Below are 13,540 nucleotides of genomic sequence, written 5' to 3' on the forward strand. Positions count from 1 at the left end.
GGCGGTCCCTTGAAGCCCTTGGGCGAGGAGGTCGCCGAAATCCTGGAGTACGTCCCGGCCCGCTTCCGGGTGATCCGCCACGTCCGCCCCAAGTGTGCCTGCGCCCGCTGCGACCGCATCGTCCAGGCGTCGGCGCCGAGCCGGCCCATCGCCCAAGGCTTGGCGGGTCCGGGACTGCTGGCCCATGTGCTCGTCTCGAAATACGGCGATCATCTGCCGCTGTACCGCCAGTCGGTCATTTACGCCCGCGAAGGCGTGGACCTGTCCCGCTCCACCTTGACCGATTGGGTCGGCGACGCCGCGGGCCTCCTTCGGCCTTTGGTCGCGGCAATCCGCCGGCATGTGCTCGCCGGCGACAAACTCCATGCCGACGACACGCCGGTCCCGGTGCTCGCGCCCGGTCAGGGCCAGACGAAGACCGGTCGGCTGTGGACCTATGTCCGGGACGACCGCCCGGCCGGTGATCTCACGCCGCCCGCGGTGTGGTTCGCCTACGCGCCGGACCGCCAAGGCCAGCATCCCAGGACGCATCTCAAGGACTTCGAAGGCGCCCTGCAGGCGGATGGCTATGCCGGGTTCAACGGGTTGTACGACACCGGTCGCGTGCAGGAAGTCGCCTGTTGGGCGCACGTCCGGCGCAAGTTCTACGAGCTCCACAAGGCCCACAGGAGTCCCTTGGCGGCCGAGGCGCTCCAGCGTATCGGTGCGCTCTATATGATCGAAGCCGAGATCCGGGGCCAGCCGCCGGAGGCCCGCGCGGCGGCGCGGCAAGCCCGCGCGGGTCCGCTCCTCGCGGCGCTTCAGACCTGGCTGCACACCACGCTGACACAGGTCTCGAAAAAGTCGGCGCTAGCCGAGGCGATCCGCTATGCCCTGACCCGCTGGCCGGCGCTGACCCGCTATCGCGATGACGGTCGTCTGGAGATCGACAACAATGCCGCGGAACGCGCGTTGCGGGTGGTGGCGCTCGGCCGGAAGAACTATCTATTCGCCGGCTCCGACGCCGGCGGCCAGCGAGCGGCGGCGATCTACACCCTGATTGGCACGGCCAAGCTCAACGGCCTCGATCCGGAGGCGTACCTCCGGACCGTGCTGGCCCGCATCGCCGAGCATCCCGTCAATCGAATCGACGAGTTCCTACCCTGGAACCTGGCCGATCAGGTGACGGAACTGACCCAGCCCATCGCGGCTTGACGCCGTCAACACGGTAAGGCTCGGACGCTTACTCTAAATTCGGGATACCGCTGTTTGCACCTCATCGAGCCGATTCGCCGCCTTGGCGGAAATCCGGCGGTTTTCGGTGATACCCAAGAAAATGTCTCGGAACATCACGTAATTCACGGCGATCCAGAAGCCTTGAACGATGGGAATGAGCGGATACAGCCCGAATGCTGTGAAAACCAGTACGCTCGCAAAAGAAAAGGCGGCTATCATGAGAATCGAGCTCCGATTCAGCGCGGCGCCATGTTGTCCGTACGCGAGCGCCCTGATGAAGCCTGCACCTAGACTCCGCAATGGATAAAGAAAGCCGAGGCCGACGGGTAAGATCATTGCCCATTCGATAAGATTATTTCCGCTTTCTTCATAAACGTGCGCGAGTTGCGTCGACAAATCGCTTTCACCGTAAGTGTTTGCCGTTTTGGCAGAAACGACTCGACTGCTCTCATTGGCCACGGCTGCCGCTTTGCTGGCGGTGATAGCCATGTTCAGGGGAATGGTCGTCAGAAACACGAACATGCCTACCTGAAAGGCGAATTTGACTGCGTCGCGGAACAGCGAACCGAAACGCGAGCTCATTCCTATCCAATCGGACTCATGATCCACCACCACCGCGAGATTGAACCCGAGCGCGAGTGTCAGATATCCCGCAATCGGTTCCGCAGCGCCCGCGGCGCCGGTAACCAGGCAGCACACGGTCATTACGGCAATCCATACCGGCCATTTCCGCGAAACCAGCTCAAACCCCTGCTTGATCCAGTTTCGCCACGCATCGGGAGACGCCTGTCTGGGTTGGATAAAACCGTTCGCCATGAATAAACCTCGCGCAAGAACGTCGTAGAAAATTGGCGGCACAGTTTACAACAGGCCTGGCCCGGTCAACGACGTGGTAACACAGTGTTGTTGATTGGTGATCGGTCGGCGTTCCGTGGTGACGCTCCGGAGCGCCGTCTTGCAATTCACCAAGGCTGGGTCAACGAATTTCGCGTGCCAAGCTTGGAGAAAGCGGCCTGTCCTCGCGACGAAACCGCAGATTTGTGTTCGCGCGATTGGCGGCTTCGGAGCCGAAGTATATTTCGACGCTCGATAGTTCATGCCTATCGGAACCGATTCTTTCAATCTCGCGCATTTGTCCTTTCACCTCTCGCGTGATGATGGGGACAATCGTGGCCGAAACGCCGACAGTAATTACCAACCTTATCCGTTCGCAACCGGTGCAATTGTGATCGTGCGTTATTACCCCGCGGAATTGCCCTCCCGGTGCGGCCGATGTTCGTCATTGCATCGCAGCGGAAAACAGTGCCGGCAATATTGCCCGATATCTTGGAACGCAGCGGTTTGGTCCAATGACATATCTACCTCTGTCTCAGATAATTTACTAATAAGAAAAACACTGTTTCGCACATGAGGAAATCTGTGTCGGAACGGAAGCACCTGTAGCAACATCGAATCACAGAAGAACAAGAGGGCAGGTCCGTAAGTCTGGATTTACTTACAGAGTTGTAATCGTTCTCGAAGTGGTGTGTCACCGGGAACAGAGGATTTACACGGAGGATAGGGATATGATCATGCGCAAAAAAGCGATATCGATTTTGTTGGCCGGATTATTTTCCGGCGCTGTCTATAGTCAAGAAGGACAGGGACCGTTTGTCGCGAATTTGACGGGCCAGGAAGAGGTTCCGCCAGTCGAGTCCACAGTCCGGGGGGTGGGAATCTTTACCCTCAATCAGGATTCGACACAATTAACTTACCACGTCAGCGTGCAGCAATTGCAACAAGTCGACACCGAAGATGGGACAAGACTGACCCAGGCGCATTTGCATTGCGCTCCACCGGGGCAAGCCGGTCCGATAGTCGTAGACTTGTTGGGAATGGTCCGAGGTGGCTTAATTGCACCACTTGAACTTAGAGCAACCGTGTCGGATGCCAATATCGTTCAGGAGGCGGACCAAATGACTGCTGAACAGATGGGCTGCTCGACTACAATTGGCACCCCGATCACCAACATGTCTGAGTTGATTCAGGCCATTCAGGCCGGAAACATCTATGTGAATGTACACTCGGAGCAGAACCCCCAAGGGGAAATTCGCGGCCAGCTCACATCCATCACCGTGGGTGGACAGCCGCCGGGTGGACAGCCGCCGGGTGAACAACCGCCGGGTGAACAACCGCCGGGTGAACAACCGCCGGGTGAACAACCGCCGGGTGAACAACCGGCTCAGTAGTTGGGCCGAGAGGAGCGAAGTGAAGAACGATCGCTTGTCGGCAAAGACCGAAATCCATCGGATTTGGTCGGCGGGTGAATCCGAGCATAAAGCTCAATGAGCCTGACGATTTAACCGACCATCAGCCAACGCGGAAACTGTCCCTCAATTTTAACCGTTATCTTAAAAAGGCCTGCTTCCCGGCAGGCCTTTCTTTTTGGAAGTCTTCACTTGGAAGATCTGCTCATTCCTACTCACGGCTTCAGCACGATCTTGATGCATTCGTCCTGCTTGTGCTTGAACATCTCGTAGCCTTCGGGCGCGTCGTCGAGCGGCATCTGGTGCGTGACGATGAAGCTCGGGTCGATCTCCCCGTTCCGGATTTTCTCTAGTAGCGGCTGCAGATAGCGTTGCACATGGGTTTGCCCGGTCTTGATGGTCAGCGACCGGTTCATGACGGAACCCATGGGAAACTTGTCGATAAATCCGCCATAGACTCCGGGGACGGAGACCGTACCCCCGTTGCGGCAGGCCATGATGGCCTCGCGCAGCACGATGGGCCGGTCGGTCTCCAGCATCGTCGCCTGCTTGGCGCGGTCGTAGGCGTATTGAATGCCGTGTCCGTGCGCTTCCATGCCGACGGCATCGATACAGGCGTCCGGTCCACGGCCTCCGGTCATGCCCATGAGCGAATCGTAGACATCGACCTCCTCGTAATTGAGGGTCTCCGCCCTCCCTTGTTCACGCGCCATACGCAGCCGATCGGGGAAACGGTCGATCGCGATGACCCGCTCGGCGCCAAGCAGATAGGCGCTCTTGACGGTGAGCTGGCCTACCGGTCCGCAGCCCCAAACCGCCACGGTGTCGCCGGGCTGAATGTCGCAGGCTTCCGCCGCCATGTAGGCGGTTGGGAAGATGTCGGAAAGAAACAGAACCTGCTCGTCGGTAAAGCCGTTCTCGATTTTGATCGGGCCGACATCGGCGAAGGGGACTCGCGCATATTCGGCTTGCCCGCCGGCATATCCGCCGACCAGGTGCGAATAACCGAAGATTCCCGCCGGCGAATGCCCCCAGAGCTTTTCGGCCATCACCGCGTTCGGGTTGGAGTTTTCGCATAGCGAATACTGCTTTTTTTGACAGAAGAAACAGTTGCCGCAAGAGATGGGAAAAGGGACCACCACGCGATCGCCGACCTTCAGGTTCTTTACGCCCTGTCCGACATCGACGACTTCGCCCATGAATTCGTGGCCGAGGATGTCGCCCTTTTCCATCGCCGGGATGAAACCGTCGTAAAGGTGTAAATCGGAGCCGCAGATTGCGGTCGATGTGATTTTTACGATGGCATCGCGTGGGTTGAGAATTTCCGGATCGGGTACCTGTTCCACCCGAAGATCGTTCTTGCCGTACCAACAATTCGCTTTCATGACAGTGTTCCTTGTCCGAATCGATGAGCCGCTGAGCGCTATGAAAACGGGCGGCGGAATTTAGTGTCAGGTTTGGACGATTTCGTCGTACTTTCTCGACAGGCTGCGAGCCCGCCCCGCGGGTTGCCCCTCGGTGGTTGCGATCTCGCCGGTTTCCATGAGCTGCTTCAAGCGGTGCAAGTCCACGGCGATTTGCTTCTCGGGCGCTTCGCCGAACAGCCTCGCGATCTTGGCGCCGATGATGCCGCCCGGCGGCCGATAATCCATCTCTATCTTGAATACCGTGCCGCGTCCGCCCGGTGCACGCTCGAAGCGTACCGACCCGACATTGTCCACATCCGCGCCTTCGAGCGAACGCCAGGCAATCAATTCGTTCGGCCGGTCTTCGATCACTTCCGAATCCCATTCGACATGCATTCCGGCAGGTGCCTTTGCAACCCAATGGGAACGGCCCGGTCCGATCTCCCGCACGGATTCGATGTGATTCATGATGCGCGGCAGGCTCTCGAGATCGCGCCAGAACCGGTAAATATCCTCGGCCGGGCGGTCAATCGTGATGCTTTCCCGCACATGGATGGTGCCACTTTTGGTTCCGGCGCTCTGGCTCAGTTGTTCACTGCCGATGATGTCCAGGGCCGTCACGCCGGCTACCGCTGCCATGGCCGCCGCCGCTCTGCCGCGTTTCGGGTTGTCTTCGCCCAGAGCCGATCCGAGCAAAGCCAGGTCCAGCGCGTCGCCGGCAACCCGCGCCTGGAGCCAATTGGGATTTCCGGGCTGCATTAGTATGCCGATCCCGGTCGCGATTTCGCGAAGTCCGAACAGTTGCACAATGCCGTGCCGACCGTCGAGGCCGACCATATCGGCGACTTTCCTCGGTGCCGCGACTTCGGCAAGGCCCAAACCGATACTGAACCAGCCTAAGCTCTTCGCCATTTGTTTCTCGTCCATAACGTTCCGCTCCTCTGATTTTCAGGTTCGCCAGGGATGTTCCGGTAGATCGGACACACCGATCACCTCGCACCCAGCCATTGCAACCCTGTGATCATTCTCGACCGTACTGCCGCTCGCTCCGATCGCGCCGATCAGAACGCCATCGGCATTCACAATAGGGAGCCCGCCGGGAAAGGTGATCAAGCCCTCATTGGAAACCTCGATTCCATACAACGATCCTCCGGGCTGAGACATCTTGCCGATCTCGCCGGTCGGCATGCCGAAGAAACAGGCAGTCCGTGCCTTTCGAATCGCGATGTCGATGCTGCCGACCCAAGCGTCGTCCATCCGGGCAAACGCCTTCAGGGTTGCGCCGGAGTCCACCACGGCGATGCAACTGCGTGCGCCGATTTCCTCGGATTTTTTAAGTGCTGCGGCGATGGCGCGTTGTGCTTCTTCATAGCTGACGTGCATGGCTTTTCCCTCCGTTCATTCGTTAAATCTGTTCGACAATCCGAACAGTGGGGCGTTGCGCCTACAATGCGGGAAAACGGGCAAGTTTGCGGCTGATCATAATGCGGGAAGCGACGGATCGGAGCGGACCTTCGGCAGTTTAAATGCAGGCAGGCGTGGAACGATTGGCACCCTCCGCGATGCGCTCGGTCTAAGGTCCTATGTACGGCTGATCTCCAACTTGGGTTAGCCGAACATGAATTTCCACGCTAAAGAAGGAGGGCTTATGTCTGATGAGTTGGCACAAATAGCCGCGCGCATGGTTGCGCCGGGCAAGGGACTGCTCGCCGCAGATGAGAGTACCGGCACCATCGAAAAACGATTCAAGAAGCTCGGGATCGAATGTACCGAGGAGTCTCGTCGGGACTATCGCGAGATGCTGTTTACCGCGCCGGAACTGGAAAAATACATCAGCGGCGTGATTCTGTACGACGAAACGATTCGCCAGCGCGCATCCGACGGCAAGCTTATCCCGGAACTCCTCGCCGAAAGAGGGATCATTCCCGGCATCAAGGTGGACAAAGGCTTGGTGGACTTGCCGTTCTTTCCCGGCGAACGGTTTACCCAGGGGCTCGACGGACTCGCGGGTCGGCTGGACGAATACCGCCGGATGGGGGCGCGCTTCGCCAAATGGCGCGGGGTAATCGCCATCGGCGAGGGCATACCCACGTCCCAGTGTTTGCGCGCGAACGCCGAGTCGCTGGCTCGTTATGCCGGACTCTGTCAGGTCCATGGGCTGGTGCCCATCGTGGAGCCCGAAGTGCTGATGGACGGAGCGCACGATATTAAAACCTGCCGATGGGCGACCGAGGCGGCACTGCATGAGGTTTTCGATGCGCTCACGCGTTACCGCGTCGGGTTCAAGGACATGATCTTGAAGCCCAACATGGTGCTATCCGGCGCGGACTGCCCTCGTCAGGCGCCGCCTGAAGAAGTTGCCGAGATGACGCTGGCCTGCCTCAGGCGAACCGTACCGGTGGCAGTCACCGGCATTGCCTTCCTGTCCGGCGGCCAGAGCGATACGGTCGCCAGCGCCAATCTCAACGCGATCAATGTGAAGGCCCAGGCCCTGAAAACGCCTTGGACGTTGACCTTCTCGTTCAGCCGGGCCTTGCAGGCATCGCCGATGGCGATCTGGCGCGGCCAGGCGGAAAACAAGACCGCAGCCCAGCAAGCCCTCATCCGGCGTGCACGCTTCAACGGAGCCGCGGCGTTGGGGCAATACGATCCTGAAATGGAGCAGGCGGCGTAGCGACAGTCGTTGGTTCATCAGTTCGATGGGCCAAGACGCAGCGTTGCGGCCGCTTGGGCGTATTGAATGCTTCCCGAGGAGAGACTGAAAGCATTATCGCCTCAAACCTGGCGGTCCGAGTCGTTCCGGCGGTAAACGTTAGCCGACCAAAAACGAGTTGACTGCAAGATCGGCTCGTGGTCTATTATTTCCGTCAGTTCTGAAAATTCAGATAAAAAGATATGAAACTCACGCCGGTCATGGAAAAATACGTTCTGCACTGGGGGGAAATGGGGTCGCGATGGGGCGTCAATCGCACCGTGGCGCAGATTCACGCTCTGCTGTACCTCGCCGGGAAACCCTTGACCGCCGACGAGATCGCCGAAACTCTGGGGGTGGCGCGCTCGAATGTGAGCACCAGTCTTAAGGAGTTGCAGAGCTGGGGCCTGGTCAAGCTACTCCATGTCAAAGGCGACCGCCGTGATCATTTCGAGGCCCTCTCGGATTTGTGGGACACTTTTTTCGCCATTGCCGAAAACCGCAAGCGCCGCGAGTTGGACCCTACGCTGACCGTGCTTCGGGAGTGCGTGCTCGACGGCAATGAGGACGAAAGCGGGCCCGAAGTGCAGCGCCGTATCGAGGCGGTGGCCAAGTTCCTGGAGCGGTTGCTTTCTTGGTACGACCAGATACGGCGCTTGCCGAGGCCGGCATTGATCAAGTTGCTGGATCTGGGCGCCAAGATCGAGAAATTGTTGGGCTCGAAGAGCTGATTTTTTTCCGCTTATCTTTCTGTTAAGACTGAAATATCAGAAATAAAAGGAGATCGCGATGCGAGTTCTTGTGACCGGAGCTTCGGGATTTATCGGACGCCATATCGTGCATGCGCTGGCGAGGGATGGGCATGAGGTGATCGCGGGGGTGCACCGAGCATCGCCTTCCCGTGATGCGCCGGGAGTCCAATCGATTTCCATCGACTTTGCTCATCTTTTGAAGTCTCTCGACTGGCTGCCCCATTTATACGGGGTCGATGCGGTGATCAACGCGGTCGGGATCATTGCCGAGCGTCGGAACAGCCGGTTCGACGACGTGCATCGCGATGCCCCGATAGCCTTGTTCGAGGCGTGCCGCCGGGCCGGCGTACGGAAGGTCATTCAAATTTCCGCTCTGGGTGCAGACGATTCGGCGTTCAGCCGTTATCACCTCAGCAAAAAGGCCGCCGACGATTTCCTGGCGACGACGGATCTCGATTGGTCCATCCTTCAGCCTTCGCTGGTGTTCGGACCCGGCGGGCAGAGTTCGGCTCTTTTCTGCGCGCTCGCGGCCCTGCCGGTCATCCCGTTGGTCGGCGACGGCGGACAGAAGATTCAGCCGGTACACGTGGACGACTTGACGCGGACCGTGCTGCGGCTGCTGAAATCCGGTGCGCCGGCTCGCCTGCGGCTTCCCGTGGTCGGGCCGGAGCCCATGACATTGCGCGAGTGTCTGGGCGTGCTCAGAAATTGGCTAGGCTCGGGGGAAGCGCATTTCATTCCGATTCCCTATCGCTGGCTGTTGGCCATTGCCGACCGGCTCGGCGCGATGACGGCGACTCCTTTCAACGGAGAAGCATTGCGCATGCTTCAGCGGGGCAATACCGGGGACCCGGACATTTTGTCCGCCCGCCTGGGGCTTCGTACCGAAGGCTTGGCATCCGCTCTCCGAAATCGACCCGGCACGTCGGCCGAACGGATCTACGCCCGGCTGTTCTTCATCATCCCGGTCCTGCGGTACGCTTTGGCGCTGCTGTGGATCTGGTCGGGGCTGACCTCGGCGTTGTTTTTTCCGGAGAGCGAAAGTCTCGAGCTTTTGGCGGCCACGGGCATTACCGGTTCGGCGGCTCCTTGGGTGCTGTACGGTGCCGCCTCCCTGGATGTCGTGCTCGGAGTCGCTCTGCTGACGCGTTTTCACGTGGTCCTGGTGGGCCTACTTCAGCTCTTGGCGATGCTCGCTTATACCGCGGTCATCACCGTAAGCTTGCCCGAATTTTGGCTCCATCCCTTCGCGCCGATCGCGAAGAACATTCCGATTCTCATCGCTACCTTGGCGATTATGGCCGCGGAGAAACGCTGATGGACGTCCTGATCATCAAATGGGTTCATATTCTGAGTTCGATGTTCCTGTTCGGCACCGGTATGGGAACCGCCTTTTTCAAGTTCACCACCGACCTCAGCCGCAATGTGCAGGCGATGGCGATCACCAACCGGCGTGTGGTGCTGGCCGATTGGCTGTTCACGACGCCGACCGTCGTCGTCCAGCCGGTCTCGGGGTTCGCGCTTGCGGCGCTTTACGGTTATCCGCTGGATTCGCCGTGGCTGGTCGCGTCCGTGCTGATGTATATCATCGCCGGGGGCTGCTGGCTGCCGGTCGTGTACCTTCAAATCCGCATGCGAAACGACTGCGACCGGGCGCTTGCCACCGGCGAGCCGTTGCCCGAGCGTTATTGGCGAGATCTGAATAAGTGGTTTTGGCTGGGGGTGCCGGCCTTCATCGCCATGCTAGCTACGCTGTATCTGATGGTTTGCAAGCCGACATTCGTTTGAAAAGGGGGATTTATGACCGTACGCCACATGCCCGTCGTTCGGCGGGTTCTCGGAGAAGAGCACTGGGCGCGGCTGGCTCCTGCCGTGCGCCGGCACTACGACCTCTCGCCATCATTTGCAGAAGACATGACTCTCGATGGTGTGATGGACGAGATTCGCCATGCGCCCCTGGTCAAGCCTTGGCTGATGCTTGCCCGTTGGTTCAAGGCCTTGGTGCCTTATCCGGGCGATAATGTTCCCGTCAAGGTTCGGAATAGAACCGACCCGACGACCCCCGACTCCCTCTACTGGCATCGCACCTTCTCTTTCCCGGACGGCCGAGTTACCGAATTTCTGTCCCGAATGGAACCGGCCGGCAGAGGCCAGATCGTCGAGATTCTGCGCTTCGGGGTCGGCATCCGCATGAGGCTCAGCGTCGAGGACGGGGCGCTGGTGTTCACCGGATTGCAGCACTGCTGGAAACTGGGGCCGATGATGATCGGAATTCCCAATTGGGCACTGCTCGGGGATGCCGTTATCGTCGAGAGTCCGGTATCCGATGACGAAGTGCGCCTGGATTTCGAGATCGTTCACCCCTGGTTCGGGCGAACCTTTTCCTATTGCGGCCGGTTTCGGATGTAACGTATGCGGGCATGGACGCTCATTGTTCGCCGGTGGCCCGGCGGGACCGAAGGCGTTACGGCCGCGGAATGCGGAATTTACGCCCTTCCGTCCGCAGCACTAGGCTGTCGGAGCGAATCTCCAGGAGTTCCGCGCCGCCTTGGATGCTGTCGCCCACCCGGTATTTTTTCATGTCGATGATCGCAAACCGCTCTTCCGGCTGTTCGGAGTAGGCGAATACGTTGATCGTGATAGGGCCCACCCGCTGCTGAAAATCGATGGGCAAGGCATGGATGAACGGAATCGCGGGTTCGTCCGCGAGAGGCTGGGGCGGCAGGTCGCGAGTTTCCGGCGCGCTTGCGGGAGCGCGGAATGCGACTGGAGGGTTGGCGTTTTCGCTCGCAGCAGATTCCGTTAGAGTTTCCTGATCGATCGGTTGCCGGGTTTTTTCCGCCGGCTTAACGAGCCGCTTTTCGGTTACCGGCGTCGGGGAGCGTTCCGTAGATTCTGAGGGCGCGGATTTGGGCTTGGAAGGTTTTGGGGGTGTAACCGGCGGATTGACGGGATCGTCGGCCTTCGCTCCTGGGCGTTGGGCTGCCGGTGCCTGCTCAGTCTGAGCGAGTGCCGGTGGCATATCTTTCGCGGGCTGAGGGAGTTCCTCGGGACTCGATATCACCGGGGCTGACTCCGGTGGAACCGGCGTGACGCCGGGTGCGGCGGCGTTCTTAATCGCGGCGGGTTCAACGGTTGGTCCGGCCGATTCGGCCACGGTGGGCTGCGTTACCGGTCCAGTGTTTCCCCATCGAGTGAGCCAAAGATAGCCCAGGACGGCGCCGTTAAGCACGATGAGAAACGCTGCCGACCACGCCAGACCGCGGCGCCGCGGCGGTGCTTGATCGAGCGGGATGGGAACGGGCGGCGCGGCTTGGCCCGCTTGCCGTTCGCGTTCCGATTTTCGGAGTGCTTCGAGAATGTAGGACATCGGCGCTGTTCCGGTTTTATCGAGGACCTGAGGTTAACCTGGGAATGCCTGGATCATCGGCTCTTTTGACAAGATAAATCATGGTATAGGGACCCGCTACGCCGTCCGGATTCAGCCCGTGTTCCACCTGAAAGGCGACCACGCGGGCCTTGAGTTTTGTGTCGAAATAGTCGTCGGCTCCGTCTTCAGCCGGTGCACGCAGCATCCGTCTCAACCACCTCACGGCTTCACCTTTGCTGCCCGCGACTAACGTTCTGGCGTCGCCCTTGGGCGGCTTCCAGAGCAAAGCGGCACCGCCCCGCCAAAATGGAAGAATGTCCGCGAGTTCGAAAGCATGGCGTTGAGTACCGAAGCTCAGCTCGATCTTGTCGTCGCGGATGCCGACCAGGACCGCATAGCGCTTCGTGCCGTCCGGCACTGCGAATTCCAGTACGGCCGGATGATCGAGGCTTCGCAGTTGGAACCAGTTGCCGTTGGTCGACAGACAGTGCAATCCCTTTTGTTCGGCAAATTGGCAAAAGTCGGTCGCGTCGACCGGCGGCTCGATTTGCCACAAAGCCAGGAGTCGGGCAAAAGCCTTGTCGCGGGTCAGGCCGGAGTCTGACATCAACTCGGCAAACACCGGCTCGGGAGCGCGCGCTGCGGTGGGGGGCGCGTCTGCGGTTTTCTCGGGCTCCGGGGCGCTTTTCGGCGCGGTTGAGGGCGCTGAAGGAACCGGGGCATCCGGCTTCGGCTGAACAATGGGCGGATCGTCGGCCAAAAGCGGACCCAGCAGAGCCGATAAGTGACGCGGTATGACAGCCGGGTCGGAACGGAGCGCAAGGCCTGCATAGATCGACCCGCAAACGGCGAGTACGGTCAGAAGGCCAAAGGGCGTAACGGCTGAAAAGCGTACGGAGCGTGTAATGTCGGCTTTCGGCATCAGCTCGTTGGCGGCTTTCCGGGCAATTGCATAGCCCGCTTTGCTTTTTCCAAGGGTGTAAACGCCCAACAATGCCCGGTCGCAAATAAGATTAATGAGACGCGGAATTCCGCCCGACCGGCGACAGATTTCACCGACCGCCAGCCGGCTGAACAGCGTATCTCTGGCGCCGCTGACGGCCAGGCGATGCCGGATGTAGGCCATCGTTTCCCGGAAATTCAGCGGACGCAGGTGAAACCGCGCGGAAATCCGTTGCGAAAGCTGCCGCAAGTTCGGCTGAGCCAAAAGAATGCCGAGTTCGGGTTGTCCGACCAGGATGATTTGCAGCAGCTTGGCCTGGTTGGTTTCGAGATTGGTAAGCAGCCGGATCTGTTCCAGCACTTCGAAGCTGAGGTTCTGCGCTTCGTCGATCAGGACGATGGTCCGTCGCCCCCGTGCGTGGATTTCGAGCAGATGCCGGTTCAGCAGGTCGATCAATTGCTTCAGGCTGGCCCGCTCTTCGGGATAAGCAATGTGCAGTTCGTCGCAAATGCTGGCGAGCAGTTCGCGGGGGTTCAGCCGGGGGTTGAAAATCAGGGCGAGATCGACGTCTTCGGGCAGTTGGTCGAGCAGACAGCGGCACAAGGTGGTTTTTCCCGTGCCGACTTCGCCCGTCAGCACGACGAATCCTCCGCCGACACTGATCCCGTACAAAAGATGAGCCAGCGCCTCTTGGTGCTGGGGACTCAGATAGAGATAGCGCGGATTCGGGGCAATGGAAAAGGGGGGCTCGCTGAGCTGAAAATACGGCGCGTACATGATGGTGAGCGAGTTCCCCTAGTGCCATTTGGATTGCGATTCTGATCCGACGATATCATTGCGTCGAAGGGGACTGTCAAGTTTATGTACCCCAAACGGTGCTTCGCCGGAAATCCTGGTCTTAGAGCCTATCTCAGTA

13 protein-coding genes are annotated in these 13,540 nt (G+C 59.5%); 7 read left to right on the plus strand and 6 right to left on the minus strand.

All coding sequences use genetic code 11. The annotated features are described in order from the left end of the window. A partial coding sequence (locus tag B2A78_RS14905) for an IS66 family transposase (RefSeq protein ID WP_077730802.1) occupies window positions 1-1,194 on the plus strand: 1,194 nt, incomplete at its 5' end. A gap of 33 nt (window positions 1,195-1,227) precedes the next feature. Here the strand turns inward: B2A78_RS14905 and B2A78_RS14910 are convergent. Further along, window positions 1,228-2,031, minus strand: a complete 804-nt coding sequence (locus B2A78_RS14910; RefSeq protein ID WP_077730803.1) for a hypothetical protein — start codon at window positions 2,029-2,031, stop codon at window positions 1,228-1,230. 749 nt (window positions 2,032-2,780) lie between these two features. Here B2A78_RS14910 and B2A78_RS14920 point away from each other — a divergent pair. Continuing rightward, a complete protein-coding gene (locus B2A78_RS14920) occupies window positions 2,781-3,443 on the plus strand; it encodes a CHRD domain-containing protein (protein ID WP_077730805.1) in 663 nt (220 codons plus the stop codon). Between the two features lie 233 nt (window positions 3,444-3,676). On the opposite strand, the gene B2A78_RS14925 is transcribed toward B2A78_RS14920, so the two are convergent. The 3 genes from B2A78_RS14925 to B2A78_RS14935 all read right to left on the minus strand — a co-directional run bounded on the left by B2A78_RS14925 (window position 3,677) and on the right by B2A78_RS14935 (window position 6,250). Continuing rightward, window positions 3,677-4,846: a zinc-dependent alcohol dehydrogenase gene (locus B2A78_RS14925; RefSeq protein WP_077730806.1), complete on the minus strand. Its 1,170-nt coding sequence runs from the start codon at window positions 4,844-4,846 to the stop codon at window positions 3,677-3,679. Between the two features lie 66 nt (window positions 4,847-4,912). Beyond that, entirely contained in the window at window positions 4,913-5,794 is an 882-nt protein-coding gene (locus tag B2A78_RS14930; RefSeq protein ID WP_077730807.1) for an SRPBCC family protein, read from the minus strand. Window positions 5,795-5,815: 21 nt separating this feature from the next. Further along, window positions 5,816-6,250, minus strand: a complete 435-nt coding sequence (locus tag B2A78_RS14935) for a heme-binding protein (RefSeq protein WP_077730808.1) — start codon at window positions 6,248-6,250, stop codon at window positions 5,816-5,818. 265 nt (window positions 6,251-6,515) lie between these two features. On the opposite strand from B2A78_RS14935, the gene B2A78_RS14940 reads away from it, so the two are divergent. The 5 genes from B2A78_RS14940 (at window position 6,516) to B2A78_RS14960 (ending at window position 10,720) form a co-directional block, all read left to right on the plus strand. Beyond that, a complete protein-coding gene (locus tag B2A78_RS14940) occupies window positions 6,516-7,541 on the plus strand; it encodes a class I fructose-bisphosphate aldolase (RefSeq protein WP_077730809.1) in 1,026 nt (341 codons plus the stop codon). Between the two features lie 221 nt (window positions 7,542-7,762). After that, window positions 7,763-8,290, plus strand: coding sequence for a GbsR/MarR family transcriptional regulator (locus B2A78_RS14945; protein WP_077730810.1), 528 nt, complete (start codon window positions 7,763-7,765; stop codon window positions 8,288-8,290). 58 nt (window positions 8,291-8,348) lie between these two features. Then, entirely contained in the window at window positions 8,349-9,629 is a 1,281-nt protein-coding gene (locus tag B2A78_RS14950; RefSeq protein ID WP_077730811.1) for an NAD(P)H-binding protein, read from the plus strand. Continuing rightward, window positions 9,629-10,099: a DUF2269 domain-containing protein gene (locus tag B2A78_RS14955; RefSeq protein ID WP_077730812.1), complete on the plus strand. Its 471-nt coding sequence runs from the start codon at window positions 9,629-9,631 to the stop codon at window positions 10,097-10,099. Before B2A78_RS14950 ends, B2A78_RS14955 begins: the two co-directional genes overlap by 1 nt. Before the next feature lie 12 nt (window positions 10,100-10,111). Continuing rightward, entirely contained in the window at window positions 10,112-10,720 is a 609-nt protein-coding gene (locus B2A78_RS14960) for a DUF4166 domain-containing protein (RefSeq protein ID WP_077730813.1), read from the plus strand. A 55-nt stretch (window positions 10,721-10,775) separates the two neighbouring features. On the opposite strand, the gene B2A78_RS14965 is transcribed toward B2A78_RS14960, so the two are convergent. Further along, window positions 10,776-11,681, minus strand: a complete 906-nt coding sequence (locus tag B2A78_RS14965) for a general secretion pathway protein GspB (protein ID WP_077730814.1) — start codon at window positions 11,679-11,681, stop codon at window positions 10,776-10,778. 16 nt (window positions 11,682-11,697) lie between these two features. Beyond that, entirely contained in the window at window positions 11,698-13,401 is a 1,704-nt protein-coding gene (locus B2A78_RS26900) for an AAA family ATPase (RefSeq protein ID WP_077730815.1), read from the minus strand. Between the last annotated feature and the right edge of the window lie 139 nt (window positions 13,402-13,540).

It is taken from the genome of Methylocaldum sp. 14B (assembly GCF_002005105.1).
Lineage (GTDB): Bacteria > Pseudomonadota > Gammaproteobacteria > Methylococcales > Methylococcaceae > Methylocaldum.

Coding starts and splice junctions, on each gene's coding strand:
- B2A78_RS14955 (WP_077730812.1), top strand. CDS start 9,629: ATGGACGTCCTGATCATCAAATGGGTTCATATTCTGAGTTCGATGTTC.
- B2A78_RS14945 (WP_077730810.1), top strand. CDS start 7,763: ATGAAACTCACGCCGGTCATGGAAAAATACGTTCTGCACTGGGGGGAA.
- B2A78_RS14930 (WP_077730807.1), bottom strand. CDS start 5,794: ATGGACGAGAAACAAATGGCGAAGAGCTTAGGCTGGTTCAGTATCGGT.
- B2A78_RS26900 (WP_077730815.1), bottom strand. CDS start 13,401: ATGTACGCGCCGTATTTTCAGCTCAGCGAGCCCCCCTTTTCCATTGCC.
- B2A78_RS14965 (WP_077730814.1), bottom strand. CDS start 11,681: ATGTCCTACATTCTCGAAGCACTCCGAAAATCGGAACGCGAACGGCAA.
- B2A78_RS14925 (WP_077730806.1), bottom strand. CDS start 4,846: ATGAAAGCGAATTGTTGGTACGGCAAGAACGATCTTCGGGTGGAACAG.
- B2A78_RS14950 (WP_077730811.1), top strand. CDS start 8,349: ATGCGAGTTCTTGTGACCGGAGCTTCGGGATTTATCGGACGCCATATC.
- B2A78_RS14940 (WP_077730809.1), top strand. CDS start 6,516: ATGTCTGATGAGTTGGCACAAATAGCCGCGCGCATGGTTGCGCCGGGC.
- B2A78_RS14910 (WP_077730803.1), bottom strand. CDS start 2,031: ATGGCGAACGGTTTTATCCAACCCAGACAGGCGTCTCCCGATGCGTGG.
- B2A78_RS14960 (WP_077730813.1), top strand. CDS start 10,112: ATGACCGTACGCCACATGCCCGTCGTTCGGCGGGTTCTCGGAGAAGAG.
- B2A78_RS14935 (WP_077730808.1), bottom strand. CDS start 6,250: ATGCACGTCAGCTATGAAGAAGCACAACGCGCCATCGCCGCAGCACTT.
- B2A78_RS14920 (WP_077730805.1), top strand. CDS start 2,781: ATGATCATGCGCAAAAAAGCGATATCGATTTTGTTGGCCGGATTATTT.